The 17,583-nt window shown below is 69.3% G+C and carries 21 protein-coding genes and 1 riboswitch; of the genes, 20 read left to right on the plus strand and 1 reads right to left on the minus strand.

Annotated features, from left to right (window positions below):
- Positions 1–27 precede the first annotated feature (27 nt).
- The 13 genes from def (at position 28) to hisF (ending at position 10,619) form a co-directional block, all read left to right on the plus strand.
- A complete protein-coding gene (def, locus tag AC5RV3_RS00945) occupies positions 28–624 on the plus strand; it encodes a peptide deformylase (protein ID WP_494120570.1) in 597 nt (198 codons plus the stop codon).
- 17 nt (positions 625–641) lie between these two features.
- On the plus strand, positions 642–1,571 hold the full coding sequence (fmt, locus tag AC5RV3_RS00950; RefSeq protein ID WP_494120571.1) for a methionyl-tRNA formyltransferase: 930 nt from the start codon (positions 642–644) through the stop codon (positions 1,569–1,571).
- The gene (locus AC5RV3_RS00955; RefSeq protein ID WP_494120572.1) at positions 1,568–3,118 is read left to right on the plus strand and encodes an RsmB/NOP family class I SAM-dependent RNA methyltransferase; all 1,551 of its coding nucleotides are present in this window, start codon (positions 1,568–1,570) and stop codon (positions 3,116–3,118) included. Before fmt ends, AC5RV3_RS00955 begins: the two co-directional genes overlap by 4 nt.
- Before the next feature lie 59 nt (positions 3,119–3,177).
- Positions 3,178–3,846 carry a ribulose-phosphate 3-epimerase gene (rpe, locus tag AC5RV3_RS00960; RefSeq protein ID WP_494112561.1) on the plus strand — a complete coding sequence of 223 codons (669 nt, stop codon included), beginning with the start codon at positions 3,178–3,180 and terminating at the stop codon, positions 3,844–3,846.
- 82 nt (positions 3,847–3,928) lie between these two features.
- Positions 3,929–4,073: riboswitch (FMN riboswitch) on the plus strand.
- 110 nt (positions 4,074–4,183) lie between these two features.
- Positions 4,184–4,894, plus strand: coding sequence for a nicotinamide riboside transporter PnuC (gene pnuC, locus AC5RV3_RS00965; protein ID WP_494120573.1), 711 nt, complete (start codon positions 4,184–4,186; stop codon positions 4,892–4,894).
- The gene (ribD, locus tag AC5RV3_RS00970) at positions 4,891–5,982 is read left to right on the plus strand and encodes a bifunctional diaminohydroxyphosphoribosylaminopyrimidine deaminase/5-amino-6-(5-phosphoribosylamino)uracil reductase RibD (RefSeq protein ID WP_494120574.1); all 1,092 of its coding nucleotides are present in this window, start codon (positions 4,891–4,893) and stop codon (positions 5,980–5,982) included. The genes pnuC and ribD overlap by 4 nt, the downstream gene beginning before the upstream one ends.
- Positions 5,983–6,609 (plus strand): riboflavin synthase, encoded by a 627-nt coding sequence (locus AC5RV3_RS00975; RefSeq protein ID WP_494120575.1) that lies wholly within the window; start codon positions 5,983–5,985, stop codon positions 6,607–6,609.
- Entirely contained in the window at positions 6,606–7,280 is a 675-nt protein-coding gene (gene ribB / locus AC5RV3_RS00980) for a 3,4-dihydroxy-2-butanone-4-phosphate synthase (RefSeq protein WP_494112557.1), read from the plus strand. The genes AC5RV3_RS00975 and ribB overlap by 4 nt, the downstream gene beginning before the upstream one ends.
- Complete coding sequence (gene ribA, locus AC5RV3_RS00985; RefSeq protein WP_494112556.1) at positions 7,270–7,920, plus strand: GTP cyclohydrolase II; 651 nt, start codon at positions 7,270–7,272, stop codon at positions 7,918–7,920. Before ribB ends, ribA begins: the two co-directional genes overlap by 11 nt.
- 71 nt (positions 7,921–7,991) lie before the next feature.
- Entirely contained in the window at positions 7,992–8,477 is a 486-nt protein-coding gene (gene ribH, locus AC5RV3_RS00990) for a 6,7-dimethyl-8-ribityllumazine synthase (RefSeq protein ID WP_494108758.1), read from the plus strand.
- 148 nt (positions 8,478–8,625) lie between these two features.
- Entirely contained in the window at positions 8,626–8,889 is a 264-nt protein-coding gene (locus tag AC5RV3_RS00995; protein WP_493987366.1) for a phosphoribosyl-ATP diphosphatase, read from the plus strand.
- Between the two features lie 96 nt (positions 8,890–8,985).
- Complete coding sequence (hisG, locus tag AC5RV3_RS01000) at positions 8,986–9,831, plus strand: ATP phosphoribosyltransferase (RefSeq protein WP_494112554.1); 846 nt, start codon at positions 8,986–8,988, stop codon at positions 9,829–9,831.
- A 17-nt stretch (positions 9,832–9,848) separates the two neighbouring features.
- Positions 9,849–10,619, plus strand: a complete 771-nt coding sequence (hisF, locus tag AC5RV3_RS01005) for an imidazole glycerol phosphate synthase subunit HisF (RefSeq protein WP_494112553.1) — start codon at positions 9,849–9,851, stop codon at positions 10,617–10,619.
- 24 nt (positions 10,620–10,643) lie between these two features.
- Here the strand turns inward: hisF and AC5RV3_RS01010 are convergent, their stop codons facing one another.
- Positions 10,644–11,288, minus strand: coding sequence for a TIGR03085 family metal-binding protein (locus AC5RV3_RS01010; RefSeq protein WP_494120576.1), 645 nt, complete (start codon positions 11,286–11,288; stop codon positions 10,644–10,646).
- Positions 11,289–11,426: 138 nt separating this feature from the next.
- On the opposite strand from AC5RV3_RS01010, the gene hisI reads away from it, so the two are divergent.
- The 7 genes from hisI to trpA all read left to right on the plus strand — a co-directional run bounded on the left by hisI (position 11,427) and on the right by trpA (position 17,547).
- Positions 11,427–11,837 carry a phosphoribosyl-AMP cyclohydrolase gene (gene hisI / locus AC5RV3_RS01015; RefSeq protein WP_494120999.1) on the plus strand — a complete coding sequence of 137 codons (411 nt, stop codon included), beginning with the start codon at positions 11,427–11,429 and terminating at the stop codon, positions 11,835–11,837.
- A 54-nt stretch (positions 11,838–11,891) separates the two neighbouring features.
- The gene (locus tag AC5RV3_RS01020; protein ID WP_494120577.1) at positions 11,892–13,463 is read left to right on the plus strand and encodes an anthranilate synthase component I; all 1,572 of its coding nucleotides are present in this window, start codon (positions 11,892–11,894) and stop codon (positions 13,461–13,463) included.
- A complete protein-coding gene (locus tag AC5RV3_RS01025; protein ID WP_494120578.1) occupies positions 13,460–14,104 on the plus strand; it encodes a Trp biosynthesis-associated membrane protein in 645 nt (214 codons plus the stop codon). Before AC5RV3_RS01020 ends, AC5RV3_RS01025 begins: the two co-directional genes overlap by 4 nt.
- A 121-nt stretch (positions 14,105–14,225) precedes the next feature.
- Positions 14,226–14,507: an HGxxPAAW family protein gene (locus tag AC5RV3_RS01030; RefSeq protein WP_494120579.1), complete on the plus strand. Its 282-nt coding sequence runs from the start codon at positions 14,226–14,228 to the stop codon at positions 14,505–14,507.
- 2 nt (positions 14,508–14,509) lie between these two features.
- The gene (trpC, locus tag AC5RV3_RS01035; RefSeq protein WP_494120580.1) at positions 14,510–15,328 is read left to right on the plus strand and encodes an indole-3-glycerol phosphate synthase TrpC; all 819 of its coding nucleotides are present in this window, start codon (positions 14,510–14,512) and stop codon (positions 15,326–15,328) included.
- A 93-nt stretch (positions 15,329–15,421) separates the two neighbouring features.
- Positions 15,422–16,747 carry a tryptophan synthase subunit beta gene (trpB, locus tag AC5RV3_RS01040; protein ID WP_494120581.1) on the plus strand — a complete coding sequence of 442 codons (1,326 nt, stop codon included), beginning with the start codon at positions 15,422–15,424 and terminating at the stop codon, positions 16,745–16,747.
- Positions 16,744–17,547 carry a tryptophan synthase subunit alpha gene (gene trpA, locus AC5RV3_RS01045; protein ID WP_494120582.1) on the plus strand — a complete coding sequence of 268 codons (804 nt, stop codon included), beginning with the start codon at positions 16,744–16,746 and terminating at the stop codon, positions 17,545–17,547. Before trpB ends, trpA begins: the two co-directional genes overlap by 4 nt.
- The last annotated feature ends 36 nt before the right edge of the window (positions 17,548–17,583 follow it).

Consider the following 17,583-nt stretch of genomic DNA (forward strand, 5'->3'; position numbering starts at 1 on the left):
AGCGGCAACAGTGAGGACAAGAACTACATGGCGATCCTGAGCATCCGGATTATCGGCGACCCCGTGCTGCGAACCAAGGCGGAAACGGTCACCGGGTTCGGGCCGGAGCTGGCCAAGCTGGTGGCGGACATGGACGAAACCATGGAGGACGTCGACGGCGCCGGGCTGGCCGCCCCGCAGGTTGGCGTGAGCCTGCGCGTCTTTACCTTCCGCGTGGACGGCAAGCGCGGCCACGTGGTCAACCCGGTGCTCGAACTCAGCGATGACTTCCAGGACGACGTCGCCGAAGGGTGCCTGTCCATCCCCGCGTTGGGCTACCCGGTGCGCCGGCGCCGCTGGACGCGGGTGACCGGCCAGGACATGCACGGCAACCCCGTGGAGTACGAGGGCGAAGGCATGCTGGCCCGCTGTTTCCAGCATGAGGCCGACCACCTGGACGGCATCCTCTACATCGACCACCTCACCGGCGAGGACCGGAAGAACGCGCTGCGGTCCATCCGCAACGCCGGTTACAACGGCGTGGCCGGCGAGACGCAGGCCCAGCGCGCCGCCAACGTCGGCTCCGGCTTCAGCCGGGGACCGGCCGCGGCTGGCGCCGGTTCCTTCGGGCAGCCGCTGGCATGACGGACGGCGGCAGTCGCTTGCGGGTCCTTTTCGCCGGCACTCCCGGCGTGGCAGTGCCGTCCCTCGACCGGCTCGTCGAGGATGGCTTCGAGATCGTGGCCGTGCTCACCCGCGAAGACGCGCCGGTGGGGCGCAAACGTGTCCTGACCGCCTCGCCGGTGGCGGCCCGTGCCGCGGAACTGGGCGTGCCGGTGATCAGGGCCAACCGGATCGGGCAGGCAGCGGCCGATGCCATCCGGGCAACCGCTCCGGATGTGGCGGCCATCGTGGCCTACGGCGGCCTCGTCCCCGAAGCTGCGCTCGGCATACCCGAACATGGCTGGATCAACCTGCACTTCTCGCTCTTGCCCGCCTGGCGCGGCGCCGCGCCGGTGCAGCACGCCGTCATCAACGGTGACGACGTCGTCGGCGCCTCCACCTTCCAACTGGAGAAGGGGCTGGATACGGGCCCAGTGTACGGCACCCTGACCGAGGCGTTGGGCCCTGCGGAGACCAGCGGCGAGGTGCTGGAACGGCTCTCGCGCAGCGGCGCGGTGCTGCTGTCCCAAACGCTGGCAGCCGTTGGCGAAGGCACGGCAGTGGCGGTGGCGCAGTCCGGCGATGTCAGTATTGCGCCCAAGCTGTCCTTGGAGGACGGCCACATCGATTGGCGGCAGCCGGCGCTGGCCATCCGCCGCCGGATCAACGGTGTCACCCCCGAGCCCGGCGCCTGGACCATGCTTGACGGGCAGCGCTTCAAGCTGGGCCCGGTACGCCTGCGGCCGGAGCACCGCGATCTGCCGCCGGGGTCCGTCAGGCTGGCGGGCGGCTCGTCGGCGTCGGCGCTTGTGGGCACCGGTTCCCACGCCGTGGAGCTGGACAGGGTCCAGCCGGCGGGCAAGAAAATGATGGATGCAGCAGATTGGGCCCGCGGGCTTGGGCAGCGTGAGGATGTGCACTTCGAATGAGCGGCCGGAATGAAGGCAGCCGGAACAGCGGACGCCAAGGTGGCGGCGGTCAGGGAGCCGGACGTCGGGATGCTGCGGGGCGGGAGCGCAACCGCGGCGGCACCAGGCAGTACTCCCGGTCGGCTCCGTCGCAGCGGACGAGGACGGCGGATCCGGCACGGCTGGCGGCCTTTGAGGTGCTGCGCGCGGTGGAACGGGACGACGCGTATGCGAACCTGGTGCTGCCGGCGAGCATCCGCAAACACCGGCTGGACAAGCGCGATGCCGGCTTCGCCACCGAGCTGGCCTACGGGGCCCTGCGCGGCCTGGGCACCTACGATGCCATCCTGGCCCGCTGCGTGGACCGGCCGCTGGACCAGCTGGACCCCGCGATCCTCGATGCGCTCCGCCTCGGCGCCCACCAGCTGCTGGCCATGCGGGTGCCGGCCCATGCCGCCCTGGACCAGACGGTCAGCCTGGCCCGCGCGGTGATTGGCGCGGGCCCCGGCTCGCTGATCAACGCCGTCCTGCGCAAGGTCACCGCCCGGGACCTCCAAGGCTGGACCGCCGAGCTGATTGCCGGGGAGACCGATCAGGTCAAGGCGGCGGCGTTGGAACACAGCCATCCGGAATGGGTGGTGCGGGCCCTGCGGCAGTCCTTGGCCGGGCACGGACGCAGCGTGGACGAATTGGAAGACCTGCTGGCGGCCGACAACGCCGCGCCGGTCGTGAACTTGGTGGCGCTGCCGGGGCTGGGCACGCTGGACGAGGCGTTCGACGCCGGCGCCGAGCGGGGGGAACTGGTCGAAGACTCGGCCCTGTATGCCGGCGGCGACCTCGGCCGGCTGGCCAGTGTCCGGGCGGGAACCACCCGCGTCCAGGACGCCGGCTCCCAACTCGTGGCGCGGGCACTGGCCGCCGCCGCGCCGGTAACGCCGGGCGAACGCTGGCTGGATCTCTGCGCCGGCCCCGGCGGCAAGGCCGCCCTGCTGGGCGCGCTGGCCGCCGAACAGGGCGCCACCCTGCTCGCCAACGAGGTGGCCGAACACCGCGCCGAGCTGGTCCGAAAGGCCTTGGCCCCGGTCCCGGCCGACGTGTGGGAGATCCGTACCGGAGACGGCCGCGAGGTGGGCGATCTGTATGCCGGGCAGTTCGACCGGATCATGGTGGACGCGCCCTGCACCGGGTTGGGAGCCCTGCGCCGCCGCCCGGAATCGCGGTGGCGCCGGAAGCCTTCCGACGTGGCCCAGTTGGGTCCCCTGCAGCGCGAACTGCTCGACGCGGCCGTCGCCGCCGCCAGGCCGGGCGGCCTGATCGCCTACGTCACGTGCTCTCCGCATCCGGCGGAGACGACGGCGGTGGTCGCCGACCTGCTGCGCCGGAACCCCGGGCTGGAGCTGCTGGATACGTCCTCCGTCCTCGACGGGGTCAGTCTCCCGGGGCAGCTGGAAGCAGGGCAGCCGGGCGGCGACGCGGTGGGCCGGTCCGGCGGAACGACCGCGCAGTTGTGGCCGCACCGGCATGGCACCGATGCCATGTTCATGGCGCTGCTGCGCCGAACCAAGTAGGTCAACACCGGTTCCGACACCCCTCGACACACACAGACAGACAGGCAGGCAAGCATCCGATGGCACAGTGCTGCATCAACCCCAGCATCCTCTCGGCCGATTTCGTCAACCTCGAAGCCGAACTGCGGCGCATCAGTACCGCAGATGCCGTGCACGTGGACGTGATGGACAACCATTTCGTGCCGAACCTGACCATCGGGCTGCCGGTGGTGCAGCGGATCCGGGAAGTCAGCACCCTGCCCCTGGACGCGCACCTGATGATCGCCGATCCCGACCGCTGGGCGCCGGCCTATGCCGAGTCCGGGATTGAATCGGTGACCTTCCATGTGGAAGCGGCGGCCGCTCCGGTCCGGCTGGCCAGGGAGCTGAGGTCCCGCGGTGCCAAGGCGGGCATGGCGCTGAAGCCGGCCACCGCCGTCGAGCCCTATCTGGATCTGCTCCCGGAGATGGACCTCCTGCTGATCATGACGGTCGAGCCGGGCTTCGGCGGGCAGTCTTTCCTGGACGTCACCCTGCCCAAGATCCGCAAGGCCGCCCACGCGGTGGCGGGTTCCGGGCTGCCGGTGGCGATCCAGGTGGACGGGGGCGTCACCGAAGAAACCATCGTGCGGGCCGCCGAGGCCGGCGCCACCGTCTTCGTGGCCGGATCCGCCGTGTACGGCAAGGCCGATCCGGAGCAGGCCATCGCTTCGCTGCGGGCCGCGGCCAGCCGGCAACCCACCTCCTGAGGCTCCTGTGACCGCTGTTACAGGATGTGACGGGAATGGAACGTGCCAACGGGCAGTTGTGAGAGCATAGTTACGCAAACACAACGTGCTCCGGGGTCGGTGTAAGTCCGAACCGGCGGTTATAGTCCGCGACCCGCTGCCGAGAGTTCCACCCGGAACTTCACGCAGCGGTTGAACCGGTGGAATTCCGGTACCGACAGTTAAAGTCTGGATGGGAGAAGCACGTACAGGTGGCAGCCATGGGGCCACCGGGTACGGTCGATGACCGTTATCCCGTAAAGCCCCGGATCTTCCGCTCTGTCGTTCCCCGGAGCCGCCGCGGCTCGAAAGGAACGGCATGGATTTTCTGCGGTGGCTCTTTGAAGCCCAGATTCCCGTAGCCGGCAGCGCCCTGCTGCTGCGCGAAGTTCTGGGCAACGTCTTCGGCCTGCTCAGCGCGCTCGGCGGTATGCGCCGGAAGGTGTGGGCCTGGCCCATCGGGATCGTCGGCAACGTGCTGCTGCTGACCGTCTTCCTCGGATCGCTCTTCGGGTCCGCCAATACCGCCAACCTGCTGGGCCAGGCCGGACGGCAGGTCATGTTCATCGCCGTGGCCGTGTACGGCTGGAGGCGCTGGCGCTCCGCACGCAGCGGCGACGGCCACGCCATCACACCGCAGTGGGCCAGCGGCAAGGCGCGCCTCGGCCTGGTCGCCGCCTTGCTCCTGGGCACCGTCGCCCTGACCCCGGTGTTCGCGGCCCTCGGCTCCTACGAGCCGGTCTGGGCGGACGCCTGGACCTTCGTCGGTTCGTTGCTGGCCACCTACGGCATGGCCCGCGGTTGGGTCGAGTTCTGGCTGATCTGGGTGGCGGTGGACATCGTGGGTGTACCGCTGCTGTTCAGCGCCGGCTACTACGCCAGCGCCTTCATGTACCTCTTCTACGGCGGATTCACGCTGGTTGGATTCTTCGTCTGGTGGCGTGCCAACGCACAGGCCAAGCCCGGGGTCGAAACTTTGCATCCCGATCCGCGGATCGGGCGCCCCGCCGATGATCAGGTGCAGGCGTGACGGGCCAGGCGGCGGTTGGCACGGCCCGCAATTTTTCGACGGCGGAGCAGCGCGCCATGGAGCTGGCGCTGGACGCCGCGCGGCAGGGCGTGCGCGGAGCAAACCCCCTCGTGGGCGCCGTCATCATCGACCCGCGGGGCGAAGTGGTCAGCATCGGGTACCACCGGGGCGCCGGCACACCCCACGCCGAAGTCGATGCGCTGGCGAACGTGTCCCCGGAGCGCGCCGCGGACCTGGCGGACTGCACCATGCTGGTCACCCTGGAACCGTGCAACCACCGCGGCCGCACCGGCCCCTGCTCAGGTGCCATCCTGGACGCGGGCATCCGTTCGCTGGTCTACGCCACGGCCGACCCCACCGAGGTGGCCGCCGGCGGGGCGCAGCGGCTGGCCGAGGCCGGCGTCGCCGTGCGCACGGGGCTGTTGCGCGAGCAGGCGCTGGACCTGAACCATCGCTGGGTCCAGTCCCGGCGGGAAGCCCGGCCGTTCACCACGCTGCACGTCGCGCAGACGGTGGACGGGCTGATTGCCGCTGCGGACGGCACCAGCCAGTGGATCACGGGGGAGGAGGCCCGGGCGGACAGCCACGGCATCCGCTCCCGCGCGGACGCCATCATCGCCGGCAACGGAACCATCGCCGCCGACAACCCGCGGCTCACCGCCCGCGATCAGGCCGGACACGATACCCCCGGCCAGCCGCTGCGCGTGGTGATGGGGCGCCGGAAGGTCCCTGCAGACGCCGCCGTCCGCGGCACCGATGGCCGCTTCCTGCAACTGGCCACCCACGACCCGGCCGAAGTCTTGGCCGAACTGGCACGGCGCGGCGTCGGCCACGCCATGATCGAGGGCGGAGCCACCGTCGCCTCGGCTTTCCTGCGCGCCGACCTGGTCGACGAACTCGTGCTCTACCTGGCACCCCTGATGCTCGGCGCCGGCACGCGTGCCGTAGCCGATCTCGGCATCGGGACACTGGCGGAGGCCGGCCGCTGGCGTTGGGACACGGCCGGCGGCAGCACCCGAACCTTGGGCGCGGATCTGCGCCTGCACCTAGAACCCCTGCCGTCCCACGGCATCCAGAAAGGCAAATGAATGTTTACCGGAATCATCGCGGAACAAGGACGCGTTGAATCGCTGGACCTGAGTCCAGCCACCGACAGTGCTGTGCTGACCTTCACCGCACCCGGAACGGCCGCCGGCCTCGGACTCGGCGGGTCCATCGCCGTCAACGGCGTGTGCCTGACCGCAGTCGCGCTGGAAGGCAGCCGGGTCAGCGTGGACGTGATGGGGGAGACCCTCACGCGCACCACCACCGGATCGCTGCAGCCGGGGCAGACAGTCAACCTGGAACGCTGCGTCCCGGCCGGCGGACGGCTGGACGGCCACGTGGTCCAGGGGCATGTGGACGGGGTCGGCACGCTGGCCGAACGCGAGAACCTGGGCGACTGGGAGCGGCTGCGTTTCACCGTTCCCGTGGAGCTGGCCCGTTACATCGCGGAGAAGGGATCCATTGCCGTCGACGGCGTCTCGTTGACGGTCACGAACGTCAGCGACGCCGGTGCCGCGACCCAGTTCTTCGAGGTCGGCCTGATTCCCACCACGCTGGCCGACACCGGGCTGGGAGCGAAGCAGCCCGGAGACAGTGTCAACCTGGAAGTGGACGTCCTCGCCAAGTACGCCGAGCGGCTCCTGGCGTTCACCACCGGAGCCAGGGCATGAGCGCCGCGGTGGAGCCGCGGATCGCGCTCGACACGATCGAAGCCGCGGTGGCGGCGGTCGCCGCCGGCCGCCCCGTCGTCGTCGTTGATGACGAGGACCGGGAAAACGAAGGCGACATCATCTTCGCCGCCGACGCCGCCACCCCTGAACTGATGGGCTGGACCATCCGCTATACCTCGGGCGTCATCTGCGTGCCCCTGCCGGCTGCCCGGGCCGACGAGCTGGGGCTGCCGCCCATGGTCGAGGTCAACCAGGACGCCAAGGGGACGGCCTACACGGTGTCCTGCGACGCCGCCGACGGCGTGACCACCGGCATCAGTTCCGCGGACCGTGCGCGCACCGCCGCGGTGCTCGCGGCAGCGGACAGCACCGCCGCCGACCTGACCCGGCCCGGCCATGTCTTCCCGCTGCGGGCGGTCGACGGCGGCGTGCTCGCGCGGCGCGGACATACCGAAGCGGCCGTGGACCTGTGCCGGTTGGGCGGGCGGGCCCCGGTGGGCGTGATCGCCGAACTCGTGCACGATGAAGGGGACATGATGCGATTGCCGGCGCTGCGTGCTTTTGCCGACGAGCACGGCTGCCCGCTGGTGTCGATCGAGGACCTCGCGAACCACCTGGCCGGGCGCCCGGACACCGCCGGCCTGCCGAAGGCGGCGAACCATGGACGGTAAGGACATCCGCGAAAAGACTCCTGCCGCCACGGTCGAGGGCGGGCCCGCGGTCCAGCTGCCCACCGCCTTCGGCAGCTTCACGGCCCAGGCCTGGACCGACGCCGCCACCGGCGTGGAGCACCTGAGCATCACCTCCCAGGTCCGGCCGGCGGCTGCACCGCTGGTCCGGCTGCACTCCGAATGCCTGACCGGCGATGTGTTCGCCTCCTACCGCTGCGACTGCGGCGAGCAATTGGAACAGGCGCTGGCCATGATCGGCGAGCACGGCGGGACGGTCCTGTACCTGCGCGGGCAAGAGGGGCGCGGCATCGGGCTGGCCAACAAGATGCGGGCCTATGCGCTGCAGGAAGCCGGCGCGGATACGGTGGAGGCCAATGAGCAGCTGGGCCTGCCCGTGGACGCGCGGGATTACTCTGCCGCTGCCGCCATCCTGCAGGCGATGGGCATCGGCGCCATCCGGCTGCTGAGCAACAATCCGGCCAAGAGCAGCATGCTGGTGGCGCTGGGAATCGACGTGGTCGAGATGGTGGCCGCCGAAGTTCCCTTCCGGGAGCAGAACCGCCGCTACCTGGAGACCAAGCGGGACCGCATGGACCACCGGCTGGCCGTCCTGCAGACAACACCGGTGCAGCAGAGCTGACGCCTGCGCCCGGCAAGCATCCACCATTAACCACCGACTAACCACCGACGAGAGTTTCACGAGGGAAGAACATGAGCGGACACGGAGCACCCACCATCGACATCACCGGCCTGCAGGCGGAGACCGGCGCCCTAAGGCTCGCGATAGTGGCCGCCAGTTGGCACACCGAGATCATGGACGGGCTGGTCGACGGCGCGCTGCGGGCGGCAACGGAGGCAGGGATCGGGGAACCGGCCCTGGTCCGGGTGCCCGGTGCCTTCGAGCTGCCCGTCGCCGCCGCCCGGCTGGCACCGCACTATGACGCCGTGGTTGCGCTCGGCGTCGTGATCCGCGGCGGAACTCCGCACTTCGAGTACGTCTGCCAGGCCGCCACCGAGGGCCTGACGAGCGTCAGCGTGCAGACCGGGAAGCCGGTGGGCTTCGGGGTGCTCACCTGCGACACGGAGCAACAAGGCCTGGACCGAGCCGGCTTGGCGGGCTCCAGCGAGGACAAGGGCCACGAAGCGGTTACCGCCGCCCTGGCGACCGCGGCCACGCTCCGAGGCCTCGGCGTCTGAGGCCGGACCGTCGGGCGGCGCGGCGTCTGACGTCGGACCGCCGCGCGGCGCCGCGCCTGACCGGACCGCCGGGCGGCGCCGGAGGCATTCGTCACAATGGGAACGGCGGTTTGCCGCGCCCATGCGCTCCTGACGTAGTCTAAAGGGCGTGAAATCCTTCGAATCCCTGTTTGCGGAACTGAGCGAAAAGGCGCAGCGGCGCCCGGAGGGCTCCCGTACGGTAGCCGAGCTGGATTCCGGCATCCACGGAATCGGGAAGAAGGTCGTCGAAGAGGCCGCCGAAGTCTGGATGGCAGCCGAACACGAATCCGACGAAGCAGCCGCCGAGGAGATCTCCCAGCTGCTCTACCACCTGCAGGTCCTGATGATCGCCAAGGGCCTGCGGCTGGAAGACGTCTACAAGCATCTGTAGCGGGACGCCGCCCGAGCCGGCGCCCCGCCCAGACCCAGGCCGATTCCACACTTGCGCGGCCCTGCTGCGGCCGCGACGATTCCAGAAAGACTCCACATGCTGCGTGTAGCTGTTCCCAACAAAGGCTCCCTGTCCGAAGCCGCCTCCGCCATGCTGGGCGAGGCGGGCTATCTCCAGCGCCGCGACAGCCGCGAACTGGTCATGACCGATGCGGACAACGATATTGAGTTCTTCTTCCTGCGTCCGCGCGACATCGCCGTCTACGTAGGCGCCGGCACCCTGGACGTCGGCATCACCGGCCGTGACCTGTTCCTGGATGCACAGGTGGAAGCCGTCGAGCTGATGAACCTGGGCTTCGCGGCGTCCACGTTCCGGTTCGCCGGCCCGGTCGGCGAGTTCAGCAGCGCCGGGCAACTGAACGGCAAGCGCCTGGCCACCAGCTATGACGGGCTGCTGCGCAGCTACCTGGCGGAGCACGGCATCGACGCCTCCGTCGTCCGGCTGGACGGCGCGGTCGAATCCTCCGTGCGCCTCGGCGTGGCCGACGCGATCGCCGACGTCGTGGAGACCGGCAACACGCTCCGGGCCGCCGGCATGGAGATCTTCGGCGATCCCATCCTGAAGTCCGAGGCCGTGTTGATCGGCCGCGCGGGCGAGACCTCGCCCAACGGACTGGACGTGCTGATGCGCCGGCTGCGCGGCGTCATTGTTGCCCGCGAGTACGTCATGATGGACTACGACATCCGCAAGGACCTCGTGGACGCCGCCGCGGCGCTGACCCCGGGGCTGGAGTCACCCACCATCTCGCCGCTGCGCGATACCGGCTGGGTGGCCGTCCGCTCGATGGTCCGCCGCACGCAGACCAACCGCATCATGGACGAGCTCTACGACCTCGGCGCACGGGCCATCCTGGTCAGCACCATCCACGCCTGCCGCATCTGACCGCCCTGGAGTAAGCCATGACTGTTGCCATCCGTGTGATCCCCTGCCTGGACGTCGACGCCGGACGCGTGGTCAAGGGGATTAATTTCGAGGGCCTGCGCGACGCCGGTGACCCGGTGGAATTGGCGCACCGTTACGACCGGGCCGGAGCCGACGAGCTGACCTTCCTGGACGTCACCGCCTCCTCCGGCAACCGCGAAACGACGTTCGACGTCGTGGCCCGCACCGCCGAGGAAGTCTTCATCCCGCTGACCGTGGGCGGCGGCGTGCGCGAGGTCGCCGACGTCGACAAACTGCTGCGTTACGGGGCGGATAAAGCCGCCATCAATACCGCCGCGGTCGCCCGGCCCGATGTGATCGACGAGATCACCCGCCATTTTGGCTCCCAGGTGCTGGTGCTCTCGCTGGACGCACGCCGGACCGAGGACCCCTCGGTGGCTTCCGGATTCGAAGTCACCACGCACGGCGGCCGCAAGGGGACCGGGATCGACGCGGTGCAGTGGGCACGCGAAGCGGCCGACCGCGGAGTGGGGGAGCTGCTGCTCAACTCCATCGATGCCGACGGGACCAAGGACGGGTTCGACCTGGAAATGATCCGGGCGGTACGGGCCGCGGTGAAGGTCCCGCTGATTGCTTCCGGCGGCGCCGGCAAGCCCGCGCATTTCCCGCCGGCCGTCGCCGCGGGGGCCGACGCGGTGCTGGCCGCATCGGTCTTCCACTTCGGGCCCGACGACGCCATCGCCCAGGTCAAGCAGGCGATCCGGGACGCGGGCTACCCGGTCCGTTGAGTCCCGGAGCCGGGAAGCGGAAGCTCAGAGGCCGATTTCGGCGCTGTCCAGCAGGGCCACGGCATCGTCCTGGCCCTCGAAGGTGACCAGGGCATGCTTCGCCCGGCCGGACGCATGCATCAGCAGTTCGCCCGGTTCTCCGACGATCGCCACCGAGACGGGCGCGCGTTTGGCCACGTGCCGCGGACCGTCCGGACGCACCAGCACGATGCCCAGGTCCACTCCGCGGTACAGCAGGGCCGCGCGCCTGATGAGTTCGTCCCACAGCGCCGACGAATAGTCCTCGTCCAGCGCCCGCGGTGCCCAACGATCGGTAGCCCGCCGGACGTCTTCGGTGTGGACGAAGAACTCCACCAGATTGGCAACCCTGTCCACCCCGGGCACCCGGAACGGGGACAGGGCCGGTGGTCCGGCGCGGAAGGCTTCCACCAGCCTGGCATAGCCGGCCGGTTCCCGGGCTTTGTCCGCCACCTTCCGGGTGGCCTGGTCCGAGACCCTGGAGAGGGGCTTGAAGGCCAGGCCGAGGGCGGCACCCACACGGTGCTCCCGGATGTACAGGTGGGCGGCCAGTTCTGCTGTCCTCCACCCCTCGCACAGGGTGGGCGAATCCGGCCCGGCAGCCAGCAAGGTCTCGGCCAGGACTTCACGGGACGGATCTACGAAATGCATCACCATGAACCTAGCACGAAGAAGGCGCCCGCGGGCCGGTAAATGGGTCCGTGCCCGCCGTCCTGGCGCGGGCGGGAGCCGTCGGGACTTGGCACTAGACTTGTAGCGATGCCTTCCGAGTCTGGTTCCCCGAATACAATGCCGTCCGCTGCCGGCGCTACGGCCCTTGACCCCGCCGTTGCCGGGCGGCTCAAGCGCGACTCCGCCGGCCTGGTGGCCGCGGTCGTCCAGCAGTTCGATTCCGGCGAGGTGCTGATGCTGGGCTGGATGGACGACGAGGCGCTGCACCGCACCTTGACCAGCGGCCGCGTGACCTTCTATTCGCGCTCGCGCCGGGAATACTGGCGCAAGGGCGACACCTCCGGCCACGTGCAGTACGTGAAGTCCGTTGCCCTGGACTGCGACGGCGACGCCCTGCTGGTCCGGGTGGACCAGGTCGGCGCCGCCTGCCACACCGGCACCCGCACCTGCTTTGACGGCCGCGGCCTCGACGCTGTCGCCGGCCACGGCGCCGAACCGGGCGGCGACGCAGGAGCGTCCGTCACCTGAACGGAACCCACGACCACCGCAGTATCAGCCACTGAAGCGAAAGACAGATAACGCATGCAGGACCTTGGCGTCATCAGCCCCAGCCTGGAGGAATTCCGCGCGCTTGCGCGCGACCGCAGGGTCATCCCGGTCTCCATCAAGGTGCTCGCCGATGACCAGACTCCCATTTCCATTTACCGCAAGCTGGCGGATTCCCGGCCGGGAACCTTCCTGCTGGAGTCGGCCGCCGTCGGCGGAGTCTGGTCCCGCTATTCCTTCATCGGCGCCAACTCGCGGGCCACGCTGACGACCAGGGACGGACAGGCGCACTGGCTGGGGGAGCCGCCGGTGGGCGTTCCGCGCGCGGGCAACCCGGTGGAGGCGCTGCGCGCGACCGTGGAGGCGCTGCGGACCGAACGGTTCGATTCGCTGCCGCCGTTGACTTCCGGCTTGGTGGGCTTCGTCGGCTGGGAGGCCGTGCGGCACTGGGAGAAGCTGACGTCCCCGCCCGAAGACGACCTGAACCTGCCCGAGCTGGCCATGAACCTGGTCACCGATCTGGCCGTGCACGACAACGCCGAGGGCACAGTCACGTTGATCGCCAATGCCATCAACTTCGACAACCGCGACGAGCGCGTGGACGAGGCGTGGCTGGACGCCGTCAAACGCGCCAAGCACCTGCTGGCCCAACTCGCTGAACCGCTGGCGCAGCAGGTGTCGGTGCTGGAAGACGCCGCGCTGGAAACCGCGGACCTGATGAACAGCGTCACCCACCGCTGGGCCCGTGAGAAGTACCTGGCCGCCGTGGAGCGCGGCAAGGAAGCAATCGTCGACGGCGAAGTGTTCCAAGTCGTGATCTCGCGCCGGTTCGAGGCCGAATGCTCAGCCGAGGCGCTCGACGTCTACCGCGTGCTGCGGAACCTCAATCCCAGCCCCTACATGTACCTGTTCAGCCTGGAAGATTCCGACGGCGTGGGCTACTCGATCGTGGGATCCTCCCCGGAGGCGCTGGTCACGGTGACCGGCGACGAGGTCATTACGCACCCGATCGCCGGCTCCAGGCCCCGCGGGCACAGCGTGGAGCATGACAAGGAACTGGCCGAGGAGTTGCTGGCGGACAAAAAGGAACGCGCCGAGCACCTGATGCTGGTGGACCTGGCCCGCAACGACATCTCCAAGGTCTGCAAACCAGGCAGCGTCGACGTCACGCAGTTCATGGAGGTGGAGAAGTTCAGCCACATCATGCATCTGGTCTCCACCGTGGTTGGCCGGCTGTCTCCGGATAAGACCGCCTACGACGTGCTGGCCGCGACGTTCCCGGCAGGTACGCTCTCCGGCGCACCCAAACCCCGCGCCCTGAAGCTGTTGGACGAACTGGAACCGCACCGCCGGGGCATTTACGGCGGCGTTGTGGGCTACCTAGACTTTGCCGGGGACATGGACATGGCCATCGCCATCCGCTCGGCGCTGCTGCGCGGCGGCGTTGCCTACGTCCAGTCCGGGGGCGGGATAGTGGCCGACTCGCAGCCGGAGGCCGAGGCGTTGGAAACCGTGAACAAGGCGGCGGCGCCGCTGCGGGCAGTGACCCTGGCGGCGAGGCTCCATCGGGCTAATCCGGCACACGTACCGGTCAAGGGGCAGCAATGAGCGACGAGAACACCTCCCCGGCGCGGGACACGGAACCGGAGCGGCGGCCGTCCCCCGCGCGTTGGCAGCGCAAGGGCACCGTGGTGCTTGCCGCCATCGTGATCTCGTTGGCCGCCTTTGGCACCACGACGCAAACCTGGCTCACGGCCCGGTTCCCGGGAACCCGGGTGCAGACCCCCGACGTGAGCGTGGCTGGCAGCGATGCCGCCACCGCCGTGACAGCCCTGGCACTGGTGGCACTGGCCGCCGCGTTGGCCGCTTCCATCGCCGGCCGGATCGCCCGCATCGTGATCGCCGTGCTCCTGGCGGCGGCCGGCATCGGCATCGCCGCCGCCAGCTTCACCGTGGTCGCCAACCCGGCCGGGGCGGCTTCGGCGGCCATCGGCGAGGCGACCGGGCAGATCGGGGGAGAGGCCGCCGTCGACATCACGGTTTTCCCGTACCTGGGGGCCGTTGCCGGTGTCCTGCTTTTGCTGGCGGCTGTCTGGCTGATGGTGGCCGGACGGTCCTGGGCCGCGTCGAAGAAGTATGTGCCGGCGACCGAGCGGCAGGCCGACGGCATGCCATCGGACAGGGCCGGCAGCGTCGACGAAATCGACAGCTGGGACCAGCTCAGCCGGGGCAAGGACCCGACGGACTGAACCGCCGCCAGCGGCCGGCACCGGGAACCGGGGCATTCGGCAGCCGTGTCACACTGGCCTGCCGGTCCCGCAAACAATGGCAGAATGAAGTAGCAGAACCGTTTTTAGAGGGAGATACACCATGGGCAACCAGGCCACCGCCACCGAAACCGCGATGAAGACGGACCCGGCAGGCAGCATCCACGACGAGGTCATCGGCCACGGGAACAGCCCGGCCGCCTGGACCTGCGTGCTCATCATGATCGCGGGCTCCATCGTGGCAGGCATCGGTTTCGCCATGGCCTCGTCCCTGGTCTTCTGGGCCGGCATGGCGGTCGTCTTCATTGGCCTGATCGTCGGCGGAATCATGAAGAAGGTCGGCTACGGCGTGGACGGCAGCAAGATCCAGGGCAGCGGACACTGAGCGTGACCGTTCTCGACGACATCATCGTTGGAGTCCGCGAAGACCTCGAGTCCCGGCGCGCCCAGGTTCCCTTGGCGCAGATCCAGCGGCTGGCGGCCGGCGCGCCGGCCCCGCGTGATGCCTACGCAGCCCTGGGCGGCAACGATTCGCCGCGAACCGCGCTCAAGGTGATCGCCGAGGTTAAGCGCAAGAGCCCCTCCAAAGGCGACCTGGCATCCATCAGCGACCCGGCCCAACTGGCGGCCGGTTACGAACGCGGCGGCGCTGCGGTCATCAGCGTGTTGACGGAGCAGCGTCGGTTCAACGGCTCGCTGGCGGATTTCGACGCCGTGCGCGCCGCGGTGGACGTGCCGCTGCTGCGCAAGGACTTCAACGTCGATGAATACCAGATCTTCGAGGCACGCGCCCACGGCGCGGACCTGGTGCTGCTGATCGTCGCCGCCTTGGACGACGACCGGCTGAAGGCCTTGCTGGCGCTGACGCACGAACTGGGCATGGAGGCCTTGGTGGAGACCCATACCGCCGAGGAGATCGACCGGGCCGTCGCCGTCGACGCACGCATCATCGGCGTGAATGTCCGCAACCTGAAGACCCTCGACGTGGACCGCTCGGTGTTCGCCGGGCTGGCAGGCCGGATTCCCTCCAGTGCCGTGGTGGTGGCCGAGTCGGGAGTCCGCGGAGCGGACGATGTGCGTGACTACGCCAGCCAGGGCGCCAACGCCGTCCTTGTGGGCGAAGCGCTGGTCATCACGGGTGATCCGGAAGCGGCCGTTGCCGAATTTGGCGCGGCGGGCGCCGAGGCCATTGCCGCGCGCCGCTGAGCCCGCGGGCCACACAACTTAAGAATCCTTAGAGGGGCGGACGGGGGCCATCTGCGGCTCCGCGTCCTGCCTCCAGTAACAGACAGGACGGCCATGACGCAGAGCCCCGATACCCCGGCGGAGCCCGGAAACATGCAGGAAGCCGATGCCTTCCTGGCCGGAGACAGCCTCCGCCATGCCCCCGGCCCCTACTTCGGTGCCTTCGGCGGGCGGTGGATGCCGGAATCCCTGATTGCTGCGCTGGACGAACTGGAAGACACCTTCGAAAAGGCCAAGGCGGATCCCGAATTCACCGCCCAGGTCGCCGAGCTGAACAAGAACTATTCGGGCCGGCCCTCGCTGCTGACCGAAGCCAAGCGCTTCTCGCAGCATGCGGGCGGCGCCCGGATTTTCCTCAAGCGCGAGGACCTGAACCACACCGGCTCACACAAGATCAACAATGTGCTGGGACAGGCGCTGCTGGCTCGGCGGATGGGCAAGACCCGCATCATTGCGGAGACCGGTGCCGGCCAGCACGGCGTGGCCAGCGCCACCGCCGCCGCGCTGCTCGGCATGGAATGCGTGGTCTACATGGGCGCCGAAGACACCCGCCGACAGGCCCTGAACGTGGCACGGATGGAACTGCTCGGAGCCACCGTCGTGCCCGTCACCGCCGGGTCGCAGACGCTCAAGGACGCCATCAACGAAGCCCTGCGCGACTGGGTGGCCAACGTGCACAACACCCACTACCTGCTCGGAACCGCTGCCGGCGCCCACCCCTTCCCGGCGCTCGTCCGCTACTTCCATGAAGTCATCGGCGAGGAAGCCCGCGCCCAGATCCTGGACCAGACCGGCCGGCTGCCGGACGCCGTCTGCGCCTGCATTGGAGGCGGTTCGAATGCCATCGGCATCTTCCACGGCTTCCTGGACGACCGGAACGTCGCGCTGTACGGCTTTGAAGCCGGCGGCGACGGCGTCGACACCGGCCGCCATGCCGCCACCATCACGCTGGGCCGGCCCGGAGTCCTGCACGGCGCGCGCTCCTACCTCATGCAGGATGAGGACGGCCAGACCATCGAGTCGCATTCAATATCGGCCGGGCTGGACTACCCCGGCGTCGGACCGGAGCATTCCTACCTGTCGGACATCGGCCGGGCCAGCTACGAACCGGTCACCGACAGCGAAGCGATGGATGCGTTCCGGCTGCTGTGCCGCACCGAGGGCATCATCCCGGCGATCGAATCGTCGCACGCCCTGGCCGGAGCGCTGCGGGTGGGCAAGCGCCTGACCGAGGGACGGGACAATCCGCAGGACGTCATCATCGTCGTCAGCCTTTCGGGCCGGGGCGACAAGGATGTCGCCACCGCCGCCGAGTGGTTCGGCCTGCTTCCGGAGGAATCACCCGAAGCAAGCATCGGTTCCGAAGGAGAGCAGCTGTGAACAACACCGCCACCGTCAGCAAGTCCGCCGCGGCCATCGACAGGGCCCTGGCCGACGGCCGGACCGCACTGGTCGGCTATCTGCCCGCAGGATACCCGGACGTCCAGACCACCATCGACGCCGCCGTCGCGCTGGCGGAGAACGGTGCCGATGTCATTGAAATCGGCATCCCGTACTCGGATCCGGTGATGGACGGCGCGGTCATCCAGGCCGCCACGGTCCAGGCGCTGAAGGACGGTTTCCGGGTCAGCCAGGTGTTCGATATCGTCGCCGGGATCACCGCCCGCTGCGATGCCGCCGTCCTGGTGATGACGTACTGGAATCCGGTCATGCGGATGGGCGTTGACGAGTTCTCCCGCCGGTTGGCCGAGGCCGGCGGCGCCGGGCTCATCACCCCGGACCTGATTCCGGACGAGGCGGCCGAATGGTTCGAGGCTTCGGACAAGTACGGGCTGGACCGCGTGTTCCTGGTCGCCCCGTCGTCCTCTCCGGAGCGGATGGCGATGACGGTCAAGGCCAGCCGCGGTTTTGTCTACGCGGTATCGATCATGGGCGTCACCGGTGCCCGCGAGAGTGTGTCCAGCGCCGCCGAGCGTGTGGTCCGGTCGGCGCATGAGGCCGGAGCCGAACGGGTCTGCGTTGGCCTGGGGGTTTCCAGTCCCGAGCACGTGCGCGAGATCGGCGCGTATGCCGAGGGCGCCATCGTGGGCACCGCGCTGGTGGCCGAACTCGGCAACTCCGGTGTGCCGGCACTCGGCAAGCTCGCGGCGCGGCTGAGCGAAGGCACAGCCCGGGCCTGACAGAATAAGCGGTGGCCAGCGGTCCGCCGCGGCCGC

This window comes from Arthrobacter sp. Y3221114 (assembly GCF_059092625.1).